This window comes from Billgrantia lactosivorans, assembly GCF_003254665.1.
In the GTDB taxonomy this organism is placed as follows: domain Bacteria; phylum Pseudomonadota; class Gammaproteobacteria; order Pseudomonadales; family Halomonadaceae; genus Halomonas; species Halomonas lactosivorans.
The window spans coordinates 105300-124449 of sequence record NZ_QHGY01000003.1 but is presented as its reverse complement, the minus strand read 5'-3'; the positions used below and the strand labels follow the sequence as shown (position 1 = coordinate 124449).

Genomic DNA, 19150 nt, shown 5'->3' with positions numbered 1-19150 from the left:
CACAACCGATGGTTTACTTTCGTGTCAGGACCCGCATGTGGCGTACCCACCTCCCGGCCGGCATGCCACGTGATAGGGGCGGCAGCCAAACCCTGGCTGCCGGCTGCACCACAGGAAGCCCGCCATGCCGGACTCGCTTGAAAGGGAACTCGAGGCGAGCATCAGCCCTTCGGCACCGCCGACCTGCGAGGCGGTGCAGCCGCATGGCTGCCTCATTGCCTTTGACAGCGATGGGCGGGGGGTGCGCCTGGCCAGCGCCAATCTTGCTCGATTCTTCGGCCAGTCGCCCGCCGCAGCCCTCGGCCAGCCCCTCGATGCGGTGCTGGGTGGCGACACCGTGGCGGGCGTGGCACGGGCGCTGGCCTCGGGTGCGCCCGGCTTCACGATCCCCGCTGGCCAGGCGCAGGTTACCTCACGCCATCTTTACCTCTCCACGCAGAGAGCAGGGCGCCACGTGATCCTCGAAGTCGAGCCCCACGAGGGGATGGACGATGAGCTGGCGGGCCTCGGCTACGCCTGGGGGCTGCGCATCGCCCGGGCCGACTGCGTGAACGAGCTCTACCATCACCTGCTGGGAGCGCTGCACGCGCTGACCGGTTTCGAAACCTGCCTCCTCCATAGCCATGAGTATGGCGGGCGCAGCATCCGGCTGGGCCAGCAGGGCTGCCGTCACGAGCCCTTTCCCATCGACGTGGACCGCTGCACCAGCTCGCCGCTGATGCTGATCGACAGCCAGGCGGAGCCGAGCGAACTGCTGGCGGCAGCGGGCCCGCTACCCGACCTGTCGGGCTGCCCGCTGTGCCTGCCGCCATCTCCGCTGCGGGCCTGGCTGGCCGCTCGCCAGGCCCGTGCGGCACTGATCCTCGATCTCGGCGAGACGCCCCCCGGCCGAAGCCTGGTGATATGTCTGGACCGCCGGCCGCGCCACCTCGCCCCGCCCATCCGGCACCTGCTCCAGCAGCTGATCCAGCTGGCCACGCTGCGCGAGGCGCTGCTGCATGAGAAGCGCGAGACCCGCCAGCGTCAGCGCCTGCTTCACGAACGCAACACGAGGCTCCAGTGGCTGGCCTACACCGACCCGTTGACGCAGGTGGCGAACCGCCAGCGTATCGAACAGGTGCTCGAAGCCGAGCTGGCAACGGCCGGCAGGAACGGTACCCCCTTGGCACTGCTCATGCTCGACGTCGACCACTTCAAGGCGATCAACGATAACCATGGCCATGAGGTGGGCGACCGGGTACTGCGCCGAGTGGCCCGGGCCGTCCAGTCGCAGCTGCGAGACGGCGATCACCTGGGGCGCTGGGGCGGCGAGGAATTCATCGTCGTCGTGCCCGGCTGCGACATGCGACAGGCGCGGGAACTGGCCTGGCGGCTGTGCCACGATCTCGCCCAGAGCCACATCGACCCCGTGGGTCACGTCAGCGCCAGCTTCGGCGTCGCGGTCCGGCTACCCGGCGACACCACCCGGAGGCTGGTGCAGCGCGCCGACCATGCCATGTACCGCGCCAAGCGAGCCGGGCGCGCCCGCGTGCGCACCCAGGACAGCGACGCTTGATCCCCCGCTAGCCGGCGCGGTATGCCACTAGCCGTCGCATCGCCGGGGTCGGCCGTTCGAGCTTCTCGTAGCGTCGGCTGGCGGCATAGCTGTCGTTGAAGGCGTCGAAGTAGTCGTCCAGCACCTGGGCCGCCTCGCCGTCGCCGCTCTGGCGCAGCAACTCGGCCGCCACCTCGGCGGTGCACAGGTGGGCCAGGGACGCCGGCTTGCGCAGCCGGTAGCGGGTCAGGCGCGCGGTGGCCAGCGGCAGCACCGGCAGTCGGTCGAGATAGGGGCTCTTGCGAAAGATGCGGCGCGCCTGACGCCAGGTGCCGTCGAGCAAAATGAATACCGGCGTCCTGCCGCCAGCCTTGACCTCGCCCACCGCCTCCATGCCCACCACCCGCTCGGCATAGTCGGGCTGGTCGTCGGGGAAGATCACGAAGGGCGCGAAGCGCGGATCGTCGAGCAGCGCCAGCAGCCGGGCGTCCGGCGCCGTGCGGTACCAGGTGAAGACTTCGGTGGCGGGCAGCACGTCGCGGATCAGGCGCCCGGTATTGGTCGGCTTGTGGTGCTCGAGCGGATGGGTGAGCAGCCACACGCGCGCCTCGCTCCCGGCGCTGGCCCGATAGGGACAGAGGCAGTTCAGCACCGGCAGCTGGCAGCCGGGGCAGCGTTCGGTGAAGCTGCCCCGCGCCTTGAACTCGCGTCGCGGCGGGCGGGGATGCCCCGTTGCGGGATCGTGCGCCAGCCCGCGCGTGGGGTCGCGTCCAGCCAGGCCGGCCCGGCAAGTCTCTTCCAGCATGATCACGTATCCAGGGGCGACGGGGGCGGCATTCTAGCATGCCCGGGGCGGGATGCGATAAGCCGGCGAGCGCAGCAGGTCGCCGCGCCGCCGTCAGCCCAGCAGGGTCTCCGGCACCCACAGCCGTCCCTCGCGCTGCCAGTGGCGTACCAGCGCCGGCACGCCCTTGGCGGCAGGCTGGCGGATGCGGGTCACGCCGGGCGGCGCCAGGATATCGGCCTCGGGGTCGACCAGCACGCTGGGGGCGTCGAGCGGCGTGTGTTCGAGCAGCGAGGCCGCGGGCATCACCGCCAGCGAGGTGCCTACCACCAGCAGCAGGTCGGCTTCGCCGACGATGCCGCAGGCCTCCGGGAAGTGCGGCACGCCCTCGCCGAACCACACCACGTCGGGGCGCAGCTGGCTGCCCTTGTCGCAGATGTCGCCCAGCTCGATACCGCCGCGCGGCAAGGGATACTGCATGCGGGCATCCACCGTGGAGCGCGCCTTGAGGATCTCGCCGTGCAGGTGCAGCACGCGGCGCGAGCCGGCGCGCTCGTGCAGGTCGTCGATGTTCTGGGTGATGATGCTGACGCGAAAGCCCTGCCGTTCGAGGGCCGCCAGCGCCCTGTGGGCGGCATTGGGGCGCGCCCGACGCACCTGCTCGCGGCGCCGGTTGTAGAACTGCAGCACCCGCGCCGGGTCGCGCCGCCAGGCCTGGGGGGTGGCGACCTCCTCGATGGGGTGCTCGGCCCACAGCCCGTCGGCGGCGCGAAAGGTCTGGATGCCGCTCTCGGCGCTGATGCCGGCGCCGGTGAAGACCACCAGGTGGGGGCTGTCGTCTGCCATACGTCTCCTCATGCCTCGCGCGCGCCCCGGGGGCTAGTAGACCAGGCCATTCTCCTCGCTGGCGCTGAAGCGCTGCTTGTTGCGATAGGGGTAGACGTCGATCACGCGGCCGTCGACGATCGCCTGCTGCAGCCCCTTCCAGTAGTCGGCGTCGAACAGTTCCGGGTGCAGCTGGTAGAAGAGCTTGCGCAGCTTGAGGTCGGCGAACAGGAAGGGCCCGAACTCCTCGGGAAAAATATCATTGGGGCCCACCGAGTACCAGGGCTCGCCGGACAGCTCCTGCTCCGGGTACATCGGCTCTGGAATGTGGCGGAAGTTGCACTCGGTGAGATAGCACACCTCGTCGTAGTCGTAGAAGATCACCCGGCCGTGACGGGTGACGCCGAAGTTCTTCAGCAGCATGTCGCCGGGAAAGATGTTGGCCGCGGCCATCTGCTTGATCGCGTTGCCGTAGTCCTTGAGCACCGCGCGGGTCTCGGCCTCGCCGATCTGCTCCAGGTAGAGGTTGAGGGGGGTCATCATGCGCTCGGTGTAGCAGTGCTTGATGATCACCTTGTCGCCCCGGAGCTGCACGGTGGATGGCGCCACCTCCAGCAGGTGCTCGAGGCACTCCGGGGAGAAGTGATCCTTGCGCGCGATGAAGTTGGAGAACTCCTGGGTATCGGCCATGCGCCCGACCCGGTCGTGGCGCTTCACCAGCCGGTACTTCTCGCGCACGGTGTCGTGGCTCATCTCCTTGGAGGGGTCGAAGCGGTCCTTGATGATCTTGAACACGGTGCGAAACGAGGGCAGCACGAACACCGCCATGACCATGCCGCGCACCCCGGGGGCGATGACGAACTGGTCCTCGCGCTTGGCCACCTGGCGGTTGAGCGCGCGGAAGAACTCGGTCTTGCCGTGCTTGAAGAAGCCGATCGCCGAGTAGAGCTCGCCCGCCGGCTTGTCGGGCATGAGCTGCTGCAGGTAGCCGACGAACTCGCCCGGCACCTGCACCTCGACCTGGAAGTAGGCGCGCGTGAACGAGAAGATGATCGACACCTCGTCCGATTCGATCAGCACGGTATCCAGGTGCAGCCCCTCGCCCTGCTCGTGCAGGATCGGCAGCACCAGCGGCACCTGCTCGCCGTCGCCGCGGATCCGCCCCACCAGGTAGGCGCCCTTGTTGCGGTAGAACACGCTCTTGAGCAGCTCGATCTCGGCATCCGGGGCGTCGAGGATCGTCCGCGGCAGATGGCCGCGCAGAAACTCGCCGCCCAGCCGCGCGTCACGCGCCGGGGCCTCGAAGGGCGTCTCGAAGGGCGCCTCGGCCAGCGCCCAGCGGACCGCAGCCTCCCAGTCGCCCGCGACGCGCCGACTGCGACACGGTTCGAGCCCCGAGTGGTGTGCCGCCGCGTCGCGCGAGCTGTAGACGAACATCCAGTCGTTGCGAATGTGGCGGTGGTGGAAGATCGAACAGAACAGCGAGTTGAAATAGGTCTCGGCCAGCTCGTAGTCGAGCCGCTCGCTGATCAGCTCGGCATAGTGGTTGCGCGCCTCGCGCCAGCACTCGCAGTGGGTCAGGTCATCCTCGTCCAGCGCGCGCTGGAGCCGTCCCAGGGTCTCGCCGACCTTCTCCTCGTAGAGGTTGATGCGCTCGGCCGAGGCCTGTTGCGCCTCGCGCCAGGCGGCATCGCGGAAGCGCCGGCTGGCATCGGCGGTGATCTCCTTGAAGCGGGTACGGTACTCGTCGAAACCGTGCAGAATGGTGGCGGCGAGGCGATAGGCGGGGGAATGCTTCATGGCGGACTCCGGGCAGCTTGGCCTACAGCTTCGCCAATTCTCGGCGGCGGCGCGAGCCGACCATGGTGGGGCGCGCTGTAGTCCGACGACACGCCCCGCGTCACGCTTTCATCACCGGCCTGTCGCCGCGCCGTCATCCACGGCTGGCATGCTCGCCCTCAAGCCCCCGGCTGCGAGGATGCCATGCGAATCTGTCTGGTCAGCGAGACCTGGTCGCCCGAGATCAACGGCGTCGCCCATACCCTTACGCAGCTGAGCCAGGAGCTGCTGGCGCGCGGCATGTCGCTGCAGCTCATCCGGCCCCACCCGGCCGACGCCAACGCCCCGCGACGCACCCCGGGGATGCAGGCCGAGCTGCGGGTGGCGGGCATGGCGATCCCGGGCTATCGTGCCGTGCGCCTCGGCATGCCCGCTGCGCGGCGCATCCAGCGGCTCTGGCGGCGGCAGCGCCCCGACGTGGTCTACCTGGCCACCCAGGGGCCGCTGGGCTGGTCGGCGCGGCGCGTGGCGCGGCGCATGGGCATCCCGCTGGTGGCCGGCTGGCACACCAATTTCGACCACTACTGCGCCGACTACGGCGTTGCCTGGCTGGCCCCGACCCTGATGCACGCGCTGCGCCACTTCCACAACGGCTGCCAGGCCACCCTGGTGCCCACCCGCCGGCAGGCCGACGAGCTCTCCCGGCAGGGCTTCCGGGGCCTCGCGGTGATGGGTCGCGGCATCGACCACCGGCGCCTCGATCCCGCGCTGCGCTGCGCCGAGCTGCGTCGTCGCTGGGGGGTCGACGACCATCGCCCCGTGGCGCTGCATGTCGGCCGCCTGGCGGCCGAGAAGAACCTCACGCTGCTGCGCGATACCCTGCACGCCATGCGCAGCGCGCGCCCCGACATGGCCCAAGTGGTCGTCGGCGACGGCCCGGCGCGTCGCTCGCTCGAGAAGGCGCTGCCCGAGGTGCACTTTACCGGCTTCATCCCAGCGGAGTCGCTGGCCAGACACTACGCCAGCGCCGACCTGTTCCTGTTTCCCTCGCTGTCGGAGACCTGGGGCAACGTGGTGCCGGAGGCCATGGCCAGCGGCCTGGCCGTGGTGGCCTACCGCCACGCCGCCGCCGCCGAGCTGATCGACAGCGGGATCAACGGCGTGACCGTGCCCGCCGGCGATGCCGAGGCCTTTCGCGAGGCGGCCGTGGCGCTCTGCCGGCAGCCGGCCCGCTACGCTCAATTGGGGCGCGCCGCACGCCTGCGCAGCCAGGCGTGTCGCTGGCCGGTGGTTGCCGACACGTTCCTGTCCGCACTCGAGCAAGCCCGGGAGGTGAACCATGCGACCACGCGCCCTTGCGGTATTTGACCGCCTCGACCTGCTGGAGTGGCGGCTGTGCCAACGATTCGCCAGCCTGAGCCTCTATGCCCCCTGGCTCGCCATCCTGCGCCTGGCCAGCCGCGTGGGCGACTGGCCGGCGTGGGTGCTGCTGATCGCCGCCCAGCCGCTGCTCCAGCCCCGGGCCGGCCTCGCTTTCTTCGCGCAGTATGCGGCGACGGGGCTCGCCGCCGTCATGGTCTACCGCCTGATCAAGACCCGCCTGTGCCGCGAGCGCCCCTTCATCACCTTCGTCAATCTCATTCGCTGCGACGAACCGGCCCGCGACCGCTACAGCTTTCCCAGCGGGCACACCATGCACGCGGTGATGTTCTGCGCGTTGACCGCGGCCCATGCGCCCTGGCTGCTGCCGCTGCTATGCCCGCTGGCGCTGCTCATCGCGCTCTCCCGGGTTGGGCTCGGACTGCACTACATCAGCGACGTCGCCGCCGGGGCCGCCATCGGCTATGCCTTTGCCCAGGCCAGCCTCGCCCTGGCCGGCTGAGGCTACCAGGACAGCGCCTCGCCGTTGCTGTGCCAGAAGCCGCCGCTGGTTTCCAGCGTCAGCGCCTCGATGCGCGCGGCAATGCCGGCGGCGGCCTCTTCTGGAGGGATCAGCCCGCCGAAGTCGACCATGCGGGTCTGCACATACCCCGGATGAAGCTGGGCGACGGCGATGCCTTTCGGCTTGAGGTCGATGGCCAACGACTTGCCGAAGGCGTTCAGCGCCGCCTTCGAGGCACGGTAGCCGTAGCGGCCGCCGGAGTCGTTGTCGGCGATCGACCCCATGCGGCTGGTGACATTGGCGATCTTGCTACCGGCGGCGAGGTTGTCGAGCAGCGCCTCGGTGACCCGTAGCGGGCCGTAGGCGTTGACCTCCATCTGCTCGCGGATGGTGTCGAAATCGAGCGAGCCCAGCGACTCGTCGTGCAGCAGGCCGGCGTTGTTGATCAGCAGGTCCAGGCGCTGCCCGCGGACGGCCTCGGCGAGGCTCGCCACGTCCTCCGGCCGGGTCACGTCGACGCCTTCGATCACCTGGTTGGCGACCTCGGCGAGCTCCACCGAAGCGCTACGGCACACGCCGACCACCTGCCAGCCCTGATCATGGTAGTGCCGGGCCAGTGCCAGGCCGATGCCGCGATTGGCACCGGTAATCAGTACCCTGGAAGCCATGATGACTCCTTTTTCTGGTGGGACGGACGCCCTCCAGTGTGGTGCCCGAGGCGCGAAGTGCAAGTGCCGATTCGGCACATTTCCTTCAACGTAACGGCAGCCATATAATGGTTACGCAATGTAATGCCCTTTCCGTGCCCCATTCACCGATGCCTGCCATCGAACAAGGACGCTTTCATGGCCAATCGCGCCTCTACCGTTACCCTTGCCGCCCTGGGTGGCGCTGCCCTCGGCCTGGCCGTCGGCTGGCAACTGCCCGACCGCGCAACGCCTGCGGCCCCGATCATCGAGGCGGCCGAGGCCGAAACCGCAGCCGATGCCGCCTCGTTGCCCACGCTGCAGCTCGGTGAACGCCTGCGCGGCGAGATCACCTCCGCCAGCGAGCTCAACGGCAAGGATGGCAGCCGCTTCGAGCGCTTCAGCCTGCCTCTCGAGGCGGGTGCGCTGGTCGAGATCGAGCTCGGCGGTGCCCTGCAGGGCACCCTCGCGCTCTACGACGACGAAGAGCAGCTGCTCGCCACCAGCGCCGATCCCGCCTACTACGACGCGGCCGTGGCCGGCACGCTGCGGCGCCGCATCGACACCAGCGGCGACTACCAGCTGGTGGTCAGCGGCCACGACAAGCACAGCTACGGTCCCTTCACGCTGACCGGCCGGGAGCTCGAGCTCACCACCAGCGACACGCTCGAGATGCCCTCGCGGGCCGACGGCTGGTTGCAGGACGAGGGCGACACCTACGCCGTGACGATCGAGGAGAGCGGCCTGTACCAGATCGAGATGCGCTCCAGCGACGTGGACGCCTACCTGGTGCTGGAGGGGCCCAACGGCTATCGCCGCGAGGACGACGACAGCGCCGGCAATCTCGATGCCCGCATCGCCGACTTCCTCGAGCCGGGCGAATATCGCCTGACCGCACGGGCCGCCTACGAACAGGAGGGCGGTCTCTATACCCTGGTCCTCGGCCCCCACGCCCAGGCCGATGGCGAAGCGCTGCGCAACAGCGGCGAACTTCGGTTCGACGAGCCGCTGCAGGGCTGGTACAGCGGCGAGTCGCTCAGCTACGAGTTCACCCTCGACGCGCCTGCCGCCGTGACCATTGACATGCTCTCGTCCGACTTCGACGCCTATCTCGAACTGCAGGGGGACGACCTCTTAGTCAATGACGACGACGGCGGTGAAGAACTCAACGCCCGCCTCCACTCTCCCCTCGGGGCCGGCAGCTATCGCGTCACCGCGCGCAGCCATGGCGGTCATGGCAGCGGCCTGTTCGAGCTGCGCGCCAGCGCCACCGCGATCGACGAGCTGCCGAGCAACGGCCAGCTGGAGATCGACACGCCGGTGCGATCCTGGCTGGAGTCGGGCGTCCGCGACTACTACGAGCTGGTGGTCGAGGAAGCCGGCAACTATCGTCTCGACCTGCTCTCGGAGGATTTCGACGCCTACCTCGAGCTCGACGGTCAGGGGCTGTCCCTGCGCGACGACGACGGTGCCGGTGACCTGAACGCACGCATCAGCAGCCGCCTGGAGCCGGGCAGCTACCGTGCCACCGCCCGCGCCTACGGCAGTAGCGAGAGCGGCAGCTATACCCTGCAGCTGCATCGCGACTAGGCCCGCCACGCCTGCACCGGGCCCGACGACGGGCGGCGCCGGGCCGCCCCTCCCGGGCCCGACATCCCGCATCGCCATGCCAGGCCGCACCTCGGCGGCCAGGGGCTGCTACGCTGATCAGGCACATCAGGAACACGCCATCAGGAGGAAGCCGATGTCAGGGCAAAAGGATCATGCCAACCTGTTCGACGACGCTCGCTCGCGCCTGGAGCAGGTATTCGACGCCATCGACGTGCACGATGACGCCAGGGAGCGCCTGATGCAGCCCAACCTGGCCCTGCAGGTCAGCGTGCCGGTGCGCATGGACGACGGCAGCCTCCGGGTCTTCCCCGGCTGGCGCGTGCAGTACAGCGACACACTGGGCCCGGCCAAGGGCGGGATCCGCTTCCATCCCGATGTCAGCCAGGAGGAGGTGACCACCCTGAGCTTCTGGATGGCGGTGAAGTGCGCCGTCGCGGACCTGCCTTACGGCGGCGGCAAGGGCGGCGTCAAGGTCGACCCCAAGCAGCTCTCCAAGCTGGAACTCGAGCGCCTGTCCCGGGGCTACGTGCGCGCCATCGCGGACATCCTGGGACCCGACCGCGACATTCCCGCGCCGGACGTGAACACCAACCCCACGGTGATGGGCTGGATGGCCGACGAGTTCGACCATCTCGCCCGCGGCAAGGTGCCCGCCGCCATCACCGGCAAGCCGCCGGAGCTGGGCGGTTCGCTCGGCCGTGTCGCGGCAACCGGCCGCGGCGCGCTGCACGTGCTCGACCTGTGGGCCGCCCGCGAGGGGCGCCGGCCCGAGGAGGCCACCCTGGCCATCCAGGGCTTCGGCAACGCCGCCTACCACTTCGCCCGCCTGGCCCGCGAGCGTGGCTACCGCATTGTCGCGGTGTCCGACTCCAAGGGCGCCATCCACAGCCGCCAAGGCCTCGACCCCGACCCGATCATGGCGCAGAAGACGCACAACCAGCGCCTGCACGACATGGTCTACTGCGACGACTCGGTGTGTATCGCCGAGGACGTGGAACGCCTGGAGCGCGACGAGTTGCTGACCCTGGACGTGGACGTGCTGGTGCTGGCGGCGCTGGAGAACCAGGTCCACGAGGGCAACGTCGAACAGCTCAGAGCCGCCGCCCTGCTCGAGATCGCCAACGGCCCCGTCACCAGCCATGCCGATGCATACCTCGAGAAGCGGGGCGTACCGGTGCTGCCCGACGTGCTGGCCAATACCGGCGGCGTGATCGTCAGCTACTACGAATGGGTGCAGAACCGCAGCGGCGAGCGCTGGGCCGAGGAGGAGGTCAACTCGCGCCTGGCCGAACGCCTGGAGCGCCAGAGCCGGCTCGTCTTCGAGCGTGCCGATGACGAGGGCATCTCCTATCGCAAGGCGGCGTATCGCCAGGGCATCGAGCGTATCGCCCGGGCCATCCTGCTACGCGGCAACTGCCAGGACAGCGAGTAGGCGGGACCGCGCCGCCGCACAGGTGACAAGCAGCACGCCAGGGGGCGACAATGGCGCCCCCTTGCGAACACGGTCGCGCGTCATGACGGACCCCCTGACCCTGCTCCACCGCGACGAACATCTGGTGGCGGTACACAAGCCCGCGGGGATGCTGGTACACCGCTCCAAGCTGGCAGGCGGTGCCGGCGAGTTCCTGCTGCAGCGGCTGCGCGACCAGCTGGGCCAGCGCGTCTATCCGGTGCATCGCCTCGATCGCCCCACGTCGGGCGTGATGGTGATGGCCCTCGACGCGGCCAGCGCGGCCCGACTGGGGGAGACCTTCGCCGAGCGGCGGGTCGCCAAGCGCTACCTGGCCGTGGTGCGCGGCATCGGCCCGACGCGTGAGCGGCTCGATTACGCGCTGCGCGAGGAGGACGGCAGCCGCCCCAAGGCCGAGATGCCGGCGCTGGAAGCCATTACCGAGGTCCGGCGGCTCGATAGCGTGGAGCTGCCGCTGCAGGTGGATCGCTACCCCACCAGCCGCTATTCGCTGATGGAGGTGCGACCGCTCACCGGGCGGCGACATCAGATTCGGCGCCACCTGTCGCGGCGCGGCTATCCGATCGTCGGTGATGCCAAGCACGGCAAGGGCAACCACAACCGCTTCTTCGCCGAACGCCTGGACTGCCCGAGGTTGCTGCTGGCCGCGGTAGGCTTGAGCTTCGACCATCCCGCCGGCGGCCATCGGCTGACCTTGAGCTGCGCCCTGGATGCCACCATGACGGACCTGTTCGGGCGCTTCGGCTGGGCCGGCCACCTGCCGTCGGACAGCGCCCACTGCCTGGAAGCCGCCGCGCCTGCCACGACCTGACTTCCCCGACCCCGAGATGCGATACGCCACCATGACCGCACCCCTTCCGCCCCACGATGCCGCGCCGACCGCCCAGGATGACTACGACTTCCGCTTCGGCGGCATCCGACGCCTCTACGGCGCCCGTGCCCTCGAGCGCTTCCGCCGCGCGCACGTGGTGGTGGTGGGCGTGGGCGGCGTCGGCAGCTGGGCGGTGGAGGCGCTGGCACGCTCGGGCATCGGCCGGCTGACGCTGATCGACCTCGACGACGTCTGCGTCTCCAACGTCAACCGCCAGCTGCCGGCCCTCGACGGCACCATCGGTCGCCCCAAGGTGGACGTGCTCGCCGAGCGCTGCCGGGCGATCCAGCCCGGCATCGAGGTCGCCGCCGATACCGCCTTCGTCACCCCGACCAACCTGGCGCAGCGCATCCCCGAGGATGCCGACTACGTGGTCGACGCCATCGACAGCGTGGTCGCCAAGGCCGCGCTGATCCACTGGTGCCGGCGGCGCAAGCTGCCCATCATCGTGGCCGGCGCTGCCGGGGGCCAGACCGACCCCACGCGCATCAAGGTGGCGGATCTCGCCCGCACCGAGCACGACCCGCTGCTGGCCAAGGTGCGCGCGCGCCTGCGCCGGGACCACGGTTTCTCGCGCAATCCCAAGCGGCGCTTCGCCGTCGAATGCGTCTATTCTGACGAGCAGCTGGTCTACCCGGGTTCCGATGGCGAGGTCTGCCTGCAGAAACCCGCCAACGGCGAATCGACCCGGCTCGACTGCGCCTCCGGCGTCGGCGCAGCCACCTTCGTGACCGGCGGTTTCGGCTTCGTCGCCGCCTCGCGGGTGCTCGCCCGCCTGGCCAGGCAGGCCGCCCAGGCGACAGCCGACCACGACACGCCCCCCTGACCTGGAGCCCAAGCGATGTCTCACCCACACCCCGTTCCCGGCATCTACAGCCACTACAAGGGCAACCGCTACGAGGTGCTCGGCGTCGCCCACCACAGCGAGACCGAGGAGCTGCTGGTGGCCTATCGCGCCCTGTACGGCGATTACGGCCTGTGGGTACGGCCCCTCGCCATGTTCACCGAGACCGTCGAGGTGCGCGGCGAGCCGGTACCGCGCTTCGACCTGGAAAAGGCCTTCTAGCTCAGCGACCCGCGGCGGCTAACGAAAACGGCACCGACGAGTGTCGGTGCCGTTGGCAAACGCGGAAAGCGCAATCGTCACTCGTCGCCGGCTTCCTGCATCTGGCGCAGCATGTAGTTCTCGATGCCGACCTTGTCGATCAGGCCGAGCTCGGTCTCGATATGATCGATGTGCTCCTCCTCGTCGGCGAGGATATGGCGGAACAGGTCGCGTGACACGTAATCCTTGACCTGCTCGCAGTAGGCGATGGCCTCGATGTAGTCGTTACGGCCGTCGTGCTCGATCTTGAGGTCGCTCTCGAGCATCTCGCGCACGTTCTCGCCGATGTGCAGCTTGCCGAGGTCCTGCAGGTTGGGCACGCCTTCGAGGAACAGGATGCGCTCGATCAGCTTGTCGGCATGCTTCATCTCGTCGATCGACTCGTCGTACTCCCACTTGGCCAGCGCCTTGAGGCCCCAGTCCTTGTACATCTTGGCATGCAGGAAGTACTGATTGATCGCCACCAGCTCGTTGCCGAGGGCCTTGTTGAGGTACTCGATGACCTTGGCATCGCCTTTCATTGCCTTTCTCCCTTCTCTCGTCGCGGCCTTGGGCCTTGTCGTTGCGTGACGCTCAGCGAATCATCATAGGCAGTATCAGCCCAATGACGCAAAAAATCCAACCGAGACAGTCGGTTGGATTTAATGGCAACAAGAATGAGAGAGATTGGCAACGGCGGGCCGGGTGCCCGGAAACTAGACGGCGTAGGCGAGGTCATTGGCCGAGGCCATCACTTCGGCCTTGATCGCTTCGCGGGCGATGGTCTTGCCGACACAGGCGCACTTGCCGCACTGGGTACCGCAGCCGGTCTGCTCCTGAACCTCGCGCCAGCTACGGGCGCCGCCTTCGACGCTCTCGCGAATCTTGCGGTCTGAGACGCCCTTGCAAAGACATACGTACATCGACATCCACCTCGCTGTGCTTACGATAGTTAATGTAAATGATTCGCATAGCATATCGCAAGAGGGAATCGTCCATTTTTTGACCAGGGTCATGCCGACGACTGGCGACGGCTCGCCCTGGGCAGCACCACCACCCGCGTATTCGAGGCGATGTCGGGCCAGCTGCGACGTTCGCTGTCGAACAGCACCCACAGGTAGCCGAGCCCGAAGGCGGCCAGCGAGAGCCAGGCCACCAGGAAGCGCACCAGGCTCTGGCGCAGGGTGATCGAACGACCGCCGCGGGTCTGCACGCGCAGGCGCCAGGCCTGCATGCCCAGGGTCATGCCGCCACGCATCCACGAGAAGGCGAAGAACAGGAAGGCCCCCGCCACCAGCAGCAGTTGCAGCGTGAATCGCTGAAGCGAGCCGGCACCGACCTCGTCGGCGCCGAGGCCCAGCACCTGGCGCACGAAGACCACGTGCAGCACGGCGAGCAGGATCCAGATCGCGATCACCAGCAAGGCGTCGTAGAGCATGGCACCCAGGCGCCGTCCGAGGCCTGCCGGCCACACATCGTCGAGCTGATCGAATTGTCGTTGCATCATCGTCTCTCGTTTCAGGCCCACGCCGGCGAAATCGCTAGCCCGAGCGCCGCAGAAGATAGCCCCCCAGGGCGACGCACAGCAGGGTCGGCGCCAGCACCGCCCACACCGGCGAGAAGCCGAACACGGTGGAGGCCGGCGCCAGCAGGTCCTGCAGGTACTTGAACGACAGCCCGACGATCACGCCGTAGAACACTCGCGTGCCGGCGGCCACGGTGCGCAACGGGCCGAACACGAACGATGCCGCCACCAGCACCAGCGAGGCCATGGTCAACGGCAGCAGGAGCTTCTGCCAGAAGTAGAGCAGCGGCTGGGTGGCCTGCTGTCCCTGGGAGAGCAGGTAGCGCGAGTAGGCCCACAGCTCGCTGGGCGCCTGGCTGTCGACGTCGCGCAGCAACCGATTGAGCTGGTCGGGCGTCAGGCTCGTCTCCCACTCCAGCCGCGCGTGCGACTCGGCCTCGGTGCGGTCGTCATCGAAGCGCGTGATTCTCACTTCCTCGAGCACCCAGCGATCGTCCTTCCAGGAGGCGCGTGCCGCCTGCACGGCCTCGCGCAGCCGACGGTCGTCGAAGACGTAGCGGGTCAGGTCGAGTACCGTGTCGTCGGCGCGGATGGCGCCGAAACGATAGACGCTGTCACCCTCGCGCTGCCACCCACCGCTCTGGGTCAGCAGGGCCCCCTCCCCCTGCATCTGCTCCAGGCGCCAGGCGCTGGCGAACTGTTCGGTGCGGGGGCTGACGAATTCGGCGATCAGCAGCAGCGTGACCACCACCAGGATGATCGGCTTCATCACCCCCCACAGGATGCGCGCCAACGAACGGCCCGCGGCGCGCATCACCGTCAGTTCGTTGCTCGAGGCCATGCTGCCCAGGCCGATCAGCGCGCCGATCAGCACGCCCACCGGGGCATACTGGTAGAAGCGCCAGGGCAGGCGCATCAGCAGGTAGAGCAGCACCTGGAGGGCACCGTAGTTGCCTTCGACGTCTTCCAGGTCGTTGATGTAGGTGATCACCAGGTCGAGGCCGAGCAGCACCACCTGGACGACGAGGATCGCGCCCAGCACGTTGCGGGCGATGTAGCGGTCGAGACGATCCGTCAGCATCAGCGCATCCCCCTGCGCTGGTTGTGCATCAGCAGCGCCACGCCGAGCGCCAGGAAGACGAGATGGATCGGCCACATGCCGATCGCCGTCGGCAGCGCCCCGCGCCCGATGGCATCCAGCGCCGCCAGCAGCAGGCTGAGGTAGCAGATGTGCAGGAAGATCGCCGGCAACAGCTTGGCGAACCGCCCCTGGCGCGGGTTGACCCGCGAGAGCGGCATCGCCATCAGGGTCAGGATGAACACCATCAGCGGCAGCGAAAGGCGCCACTGCAACTGGGCCTGGGCCCGCGCCGAGTCGTCATCCAGCAGCTCGGCCGTGGTGGCATACTCCGCCGACTCCAGTTCACGCTGCTCGCCGCCGAGCGAGAGCCGCACGGCATAGGTCTCGAACTCCAGCCGCTCGGCCTCGAAGCGCCCCGGCTCGACGCTGTAGCGTTCGCCGTCCGCCAGCACCAGGAAACGGCTGCCGGTATCGGGATCGACGGTCTGGTAGCCGCTGCCGGCCCGGGTCACGGCGGTTTCCGGGGTGCCGTCGCGGCGCCGCTGGCGTTCGCTGATGAAAACCTCCTGCATGCGACTGGCGTCGTCGTTGAAGGCTTCGGTGTAGGCGGTGCGACCGCCGCCGAAGTCCTGGAAGCGCCCCGGGGCCAGGGCGGTGAAGTCGAGCTGGCTGCGCTGCTCCTCGAGCATCACGGCGTTGTGCACCGCCCCGGCGGGGGTCAGCCACAGGCTGCACAGCCCCACGGCGACCGCCACCAGGGTCGCCGGCACCAGGCTGACCTGGAACAGGCGCGCGGGGCTGATTCCGCAGGCCACCAGCACGGTGATCTCGCTGTTGAGGTAGAGCTGCCCATAGGCCAGCAGGATGCCGAGAAAGAAGGCCAGCGGCAGTATCAGTTCGAGAAAGCCGGGCAGATGGTAGAGCATCAGGGTGCCGAGGATGGTGGCGGGAATGTCGCCCTCCGCGGCATCGGAGAAATAGCGAATGAAGCGGCTGCCCATGATGACCAGCAGCAGCACGCCGGCGACGGCGGCCATGGTGAGCAGAATTTCTCGGGTCAGGTACCGAAAGATGATCATGCAGCGGTCTTCCATGCAATGGCGCCATGCCTTGAGTACACTTGGGTGATTCGGCAGTGGCCTGGAGCCGTGCCGGCATTATCCAGAATCCCCCATCGCTTGTCTTGTGGAGTCACCATGGAATTCCCAGTTCAGACGGCCAATCCCGCCAAGGCCGAAGCGGCCTGTCTCGTGGTCCCGGTATTCAAGGACGGCGACCTGCTGCCTGCCGCCGCCAAGCTCGACGACGCCAGCGAGCGGCTGATCGGCCAGCTGATCGAGCGCGGCGATTTCGATGCCAAGCTGGGCAACGTGCAGCTGATTCCCTTCGCCCCCGGCCTCTCCGCGGATCGCCTGATGCTGGTGGGGCTGGGCGAGCGCGAGAAGTGCCAGGAGCGCGCCTTCCTCAAGGCCCTGGATGCCGCCTTCATCGCCGTCGCCGGGCTGCCGGCCGAGGACGTCGCGGTGGCCTTCACCGACGTGCCGGTAGCCGAGCGCAGCGTGGGCTGGAAGGCGCGCATGACCGCCGAGGCCGCGCAGCGCGCGGTCTATCGCTTCGACGAATTCAAGTCCGAGAAGGCCCCGCGCCCACGGCTGGAAAAGGTCACCCTGCTGCTGAATGACGGCGATACCGCCGGCGAGGCCCGCGAGGGCGCCCGCATCGGCGACGCCATCGGGCAGGGGGTCGCCTATACCCGCACCCTGGGCAACCTGCCGGGCAACGTCTGCACGCCGAGCTATCTGGCCGAGCAGGCCGAACAGCTCGGCCGCGAGTCGGGCGGGGCGCTCGAGGTCGAGATCCTCGACGAGGCGGCGCTGGAGGAACTTGGCGCCCACAGCCTGCTCTCGGTGGGCCGCGGCAGCGAACAGCCCTCGCGGCTGATCGTCATGAAGTACCAGGGCGCAGAGAGCGCCGACGAGGCGCCCCACGTCCTGGTGGGCAAGGGCATCACCTTCGATACCGGCGGCATCTCGCTCAAGCCGGGCGAGGCGATGGACGAGATGAAGTTCGACATGTGCGGGGCGGCCAGCGTGTTCGGCACCGCCAAGGCGGCGCTCGGCATCCGTCCCAAGCTCAACCTGGTGTTCATCGTCGCCGCCGCCGAGAACATGCCCGACGGCCGCGCCACCAAGCCCGGCGATATCATCAAGACCCTCAAGGGGCTTACCGTCGAGGTGCTCAACACCGACGCCGAGGGTCGCCTAGTGCTGTGCGACGCGCTGACCTACGCCGAGCGCTTCGAGCCCGCCAGCGTGGTCGACATCGCCACCCTCACCGGGGCGGCCATCATCGCCCTGGGCCACCACGCCACCGGCCTGCTCGCCAACGACGACGACCTGGCACTGGATCTGCTCGAAGCCGGCGAGGCCGCCTGGGATCGCGCCTGGCACCTGCCGCTGTGGGACGAGTACAAGGAGCAGCTCGACTCCAACTTCGCCGACATGGCCAACATCGGCGGCCGCCCGGCCGGCACCATCACCGCCGCCTGCTTCCTCTCGCGCTTCGCCGACAAGTTCCCCTGGGCGCACCTCGACATCGCCGGCACCGCCTGGACCTCGGGCAAGCAGAAGGGCGCCAGCGGCCGCCCCGTGGGCCTGCTGACCCAGTACCTGCTCGACCGCGAGGAGGAGACGCGCCTGGTCGAGAAAGACGCCTGACGCCGCCCGAGGTTGCCATTGCCGCCGGCAACCGTTACATCTGACGCATTGCGCCCCGTGTCGGCCGGCCCGGGGCGCCCTGGAAGCCCAAGAACACGCCGGAGACACCGGCTTAGCGGAGACCCTTTTGCCGTGCCCAACGCCACTTTCGACCTGCTGCCAAGCGCCATGCCCACGGCAGCCAACATTCGCGACGACATCCTCGCCAACCCCGGCTTCGGCCACTACTTCAGCGACCACATGGCCCATGTACGCTGGACGGAAAACGCCGGCTGGCATGGCCACGAGGTGCGCCCCTACGGCCCCTTGACTCTCGACCCGGCCGCCGCCGTGCTGCACTACGGCCAGGAGATCTTCGAGGGCATCAAGGCCTACCGCCACGCCGATGGCTCGGTGTGGTCGTTCCGTCCCGAGAAGAACGCCGAGCGCTTCCGCCGCAGCGCCCGCCGCCTGGCGCTGCCCGAGCTCAGCGACGAGGATTTCATCGGCTCGCTCAAGGCGCTGCTCGCCCAGGACCACGCCTGGGTGCCGACACCCCGCAACGAGGCCGACGAATCGAGCCTCTACCTGCGCCCCTTCATGATCGCCAGCGAGAAGTTCCTCGGCGTGCGCCCGGCCAGGGAGGTCGACTACTACGTCATCGCCTCCCCCGCTGGCGCCTACTTCAAGGGCGGCATCGCCCCGGTGTCGATCTGGCTCTCCTCGCACTACAAGCGCGCCGCTCCCGGCGGCACCGGCTTCGCCAAGTGCGGCGGCAACTATGCCGCCTCGCTGGCCGCCCAGAAGGAAGCCGAGAAGCACGGCTGCGGCCAGGTCGCCTTCCTCGACGCCGCCGAGAACAAGTGGATCGAGGAACTGGGCGGCATGAACCTGTTCTTTGTCTACAAGGATGGCCGCCTGGTCACGCCGCGCCTGACCGACACCATCCTCGAGGGCGTGACCCGTGATTCGGTGCTTACCCTGGGCCGCGACGAAGGCTTCACCGCGGAAGAGCGGGCCATCAGCATCGACGAATGGCGCGAGGGCGTGGCTTCCGGCGAGATCACCGAGGTCTTCGCCTGCGGTACCGCGGCGGTGATCACCCCGGTGGGCCAGTTGATCAGCGAAGACGACACCATCCGCATGCCCGATGAAGGCAACGAGGTGGCCAAGCGCCTGCGCGCCAAGCTGCTCGACCTGCAGTATGGCCGCGCGGAAGATACACATGGCTGGTTGACCAAGCTGGTCTGAGCAACTTTTCGCAAGACCACCTCCCTCGACGAGGGGCGTCGGGGACAGGGTGAAGAGGAGGTCTTTTGCC

At 68.5% G+C, this 19150-nt stretch carries 19 protein-coding genes; 10 read left to right on the top strand and 9 right to left on the bottom strand.

All coding sequences use genetic code 11. The annotated features are described in order from the left end of the window. Window positions 1–124: 124 nt before the first annotated feature. A complete protein-coding gene (locus DIS04_RS08995; RefSeq protein ID WP_111413427.1) occupies window positions 125–1555 on the top strand; it encodes a sensor domain-containing diguanylate cyclase in 1431 nt (476 codons plus the stop codon). Between the two features lie 7 nt (window positions 1556–1562). On the opposite strand, the gene DIS04_RS08990 is transcribed toward DIS04_RS08995, so the two are convergent. The 3 genes from DIS04_RS08990 to aceK form a co-directional block, all read right to left on the bottom strand. Then, window positions 1563–2339, bottom strand: coding sequence for a tRNA-uridine aminocarboxypropyltransferase (locus DIS04_RS08990; protein WP_111413426.1), 777 nt, complete (start codon window positions 2337–2339; stop codon window positions 1563–1565). A 93-nt stretch (window positions 2340–2432) separates the two neighbouring features. Continuing rightward, window positions 2433–3164 (bottom strand): SIR2 family NAD-dependent protein deacylase, encoded by a 732-nt coding sequence (locus DIS04_RS08985; RefSeq protein WP_111413425.1) that lies wholly within the window; start codon window positions 3162–3164, stop codon window positions 2433–2435. A gap of 33 nt (window positions 3165–3197) precedes the next feature. Next, a complete protein-coding gene (gene aceK, locus DIS04_RS08980; protein WP_111413424.1) occupies window positions 3198–4943 on the bottom strand; it encodes a bifunctional isocitrate dehydrogenase kinase/phosphatase in 1746 nt (581 codons plus the stop codon). Between the two features lie 183 nt (window positions 4944–5126). Between aceK and DIS04_RS08975 the strand changes: the two genes are divergently transcribed. Both DIS04_RS08975 and DIS04_RS08970 read left to right on the top strand, forming a co-directional pair. Continuing rightward, the gene (locus DIS04_RS08975) at window positions 5127–6290 is read left to right on the top strand and encodes a glycosyltransferase family 4 protein (protein ID WP_111413423.1); all 1164 of its coding nucleotides are present in this window, start codon (window positions 5127–5129) and stop codon (window positions 6288–6290) included. Further along, the gene (locus tag DIS04_RS08970) at window positions 6262–6804 is read left to right on the top strand and encodes a phosphatase PAP2 family protein (RefSeq protein WP_111413422.1); all 543 of its coding nucleotides are present in this window, start codon (window positions 6262–6264) and stop codon (window positions 6802–6804) included. Before DIS04_RS08975 ends, DIS04_RS08970 begins: the two co-directional genes overlap by 29 nt. Before the next feature lie 2 nt (window positions 6805–6806). Here the strand turns inward: DIS04_RS08970 and DIS04_RS08965 are convergent, their stop codons facing one another. Then, window positions 6807–7472: an SDR family oxidoreductase gene (locus DIS04_RS08965; RefSeq protein WP_111413421.1), complete on the bottom strand. Its 666-nt coding sequence runs from the start codon at window positions 7470–7472 to the stop codon at window positions 6807–6809. A gap of 177 nt (window positions 7473–7649) precedes the next feature. Here DIS04_RS08965 and DIS04_RS08960 point away from each other — a divergent pair, with 177 nt between their 5' ends. The 5 genes from DIS04_RS08960 to DIS04_RS08940 all read left to right on the top strand — a co-directional run bounded on the left by DIS04_RS08960 (window position 7650) and on the right by DIS04_RS08940 (window position 12509). Then, a complete protein-coding gene (locus tag DIS04_RS08960) occupies window positions 7650–9080 on the top strand; it encodes a hypothetical protein (RefSeq protein WP_111413420.1) in 1431 nt (476 codons plus the stop codon). A 154-nt stretch (window positions 9081–9234) separates the two neighbouring features. Further along, window positions 9235–10533, top strand: coding sequence for a Glu/Leu/Phe/Val family dehydrogenase (locus tag DIS04_RS08955; protein ID WP_111413419.1), 1299 nt, complete (start codon window positions 9235–9237; stop codon window positions 10531–10533). An 82-nt stretch (window positions 10534–10615) separates the two neighbouring features. Then, entirely contained in the window at window positions 10616–11383 is a 768-nt protein-coding gene (locus tag DIS04_RS08950) for a pseudouridine synthase (protein WP_111413418.1), read from the top strand. 31 nt (window positions 11384–11414) lie between these two features. Continuing rightward, entirely contained in the window at window positions 11415–12269 is an 855-nt protein-coding gene (gene tcdA, locus DIS04_RS08945) for a tRNA cyclic N6-threonylcarbamoyladenosine(37) synthase TcdA (protein ID WP_111413708.1), read from the top strand. Window positions 12270–12284: 15 nt separating this feature from the next. Further along, entirely contained in the window at window positions 12285–12509 is a 225-nt protein-coding gene (locus DIS04_RS08940; RefSeq protein WP_111413417.1) for a DUF1653 domain-containing protein, read from the top strand. Window positions 12510–12586: 77 nt separating this feature from the next. Here DIS04_RS08940 and bfr read toward each other — a convergent pair whose 3' ends face one another. The 5 genes from bfr to lptF all read right to left on the bottom strand — a co-directional run bounded on the left by bfr (window position 12587) and on the right by lptF (window position 16212). Continuing rightward, window positions 12587–13069 (bottom strand): bacterioferritin, encoded by a 483-nt coding sequence (bfr, locus tag DIS04_RS08935; protein ID WP_111413416.1) that lies wholly within the window; start codon window positions 13067–13069, stop codon window positions 12587–12589. A 174-nt stretch (window positions 13070–13243) separates the two neighbouring features. Continuing rightward, window positions 13244–13450: a (2Fe-2S)-binding protein gene (locus tag DIS04_RS08930; RefSeq protein ID WP_111413415.1), complete on the bottom strand. Its 207-nt coding sequence runs from the start codon at window positions 13448–13450 to the stop codon at window positions 13244–13246. Window positions 13451–13539: 89 nt separating this feature from the next. Continuing rightward, the gene (locus tag DIS04_RS08925; protein WP_111413707.1) at window positions 13540–14031 is read right to left on the bottom strand and encodes an RDD family protein; all 492 of its coding nucleotides are present in this window, start codon (window positions 14029–14031) and stop codon (window positions 13540–13542) included. A 37-nt stretch (window positions 14032–14068) separates the two neighbouring features. Beyond that, window positions 14069–15133 carry an LPS export ABC transporter permease LptG gene (gene lptG, locus DIS04_RS08920; RefSeq protein ID WP_111413414.1) on the bottom strand — a complete coding sequence of 355 codons (1065 nt, stop codon included), beginning with the start codon at window positions 15131–15133 and terminating at the stop codon, window positions 14069–14071. Continuing rightward, a complete protein-coding gene (lptF, locus tag DIS04_RS08915) occupies window positions 15133–16212 on the bottom strand; it encodes an LPS export ABC transporter permease LptF (protein ID WP_111413413.1) in 1080 nt (359 codons plus the stop codon). Before lptF ends, lptG begins: the two co-directional genes overlap by 1 nt. 117 nt (window positions 16213–16329) lie before the next feature. Between lptF and DIS04_RS08910 the strand changes: the two genes are divergently transcribed. Together DIS04_RS08910 and DIS04_RS08905 are read left to right on the top strand one after the other, a co-directional pair. Next, window positions 16330–17850: a leucyl aminopeptidase gene (locus DIS04_RS08910; protein ID WP_111413412.1), complete on the top strand. Its 1521-nt coding sequence runs from the start codon at window positions 16330–16332 to the stop codon at window positions 17848–17850. Window positions 17851–18018: 168 nt separating this feature from the next. Continuing rightward, window positions 18019–19080 (top strand): branched-chain amino acid aminotransferase, encoded by a 1062-nt coding sequence (locus DIS04_RS08905; protein WP_111413706.1) that lies wholly within the window; start codon window positions 18019–18021, stop codon window positions 19078–19080. Window positions 19081–19150 lie beyond the last annotated feature (70 nt).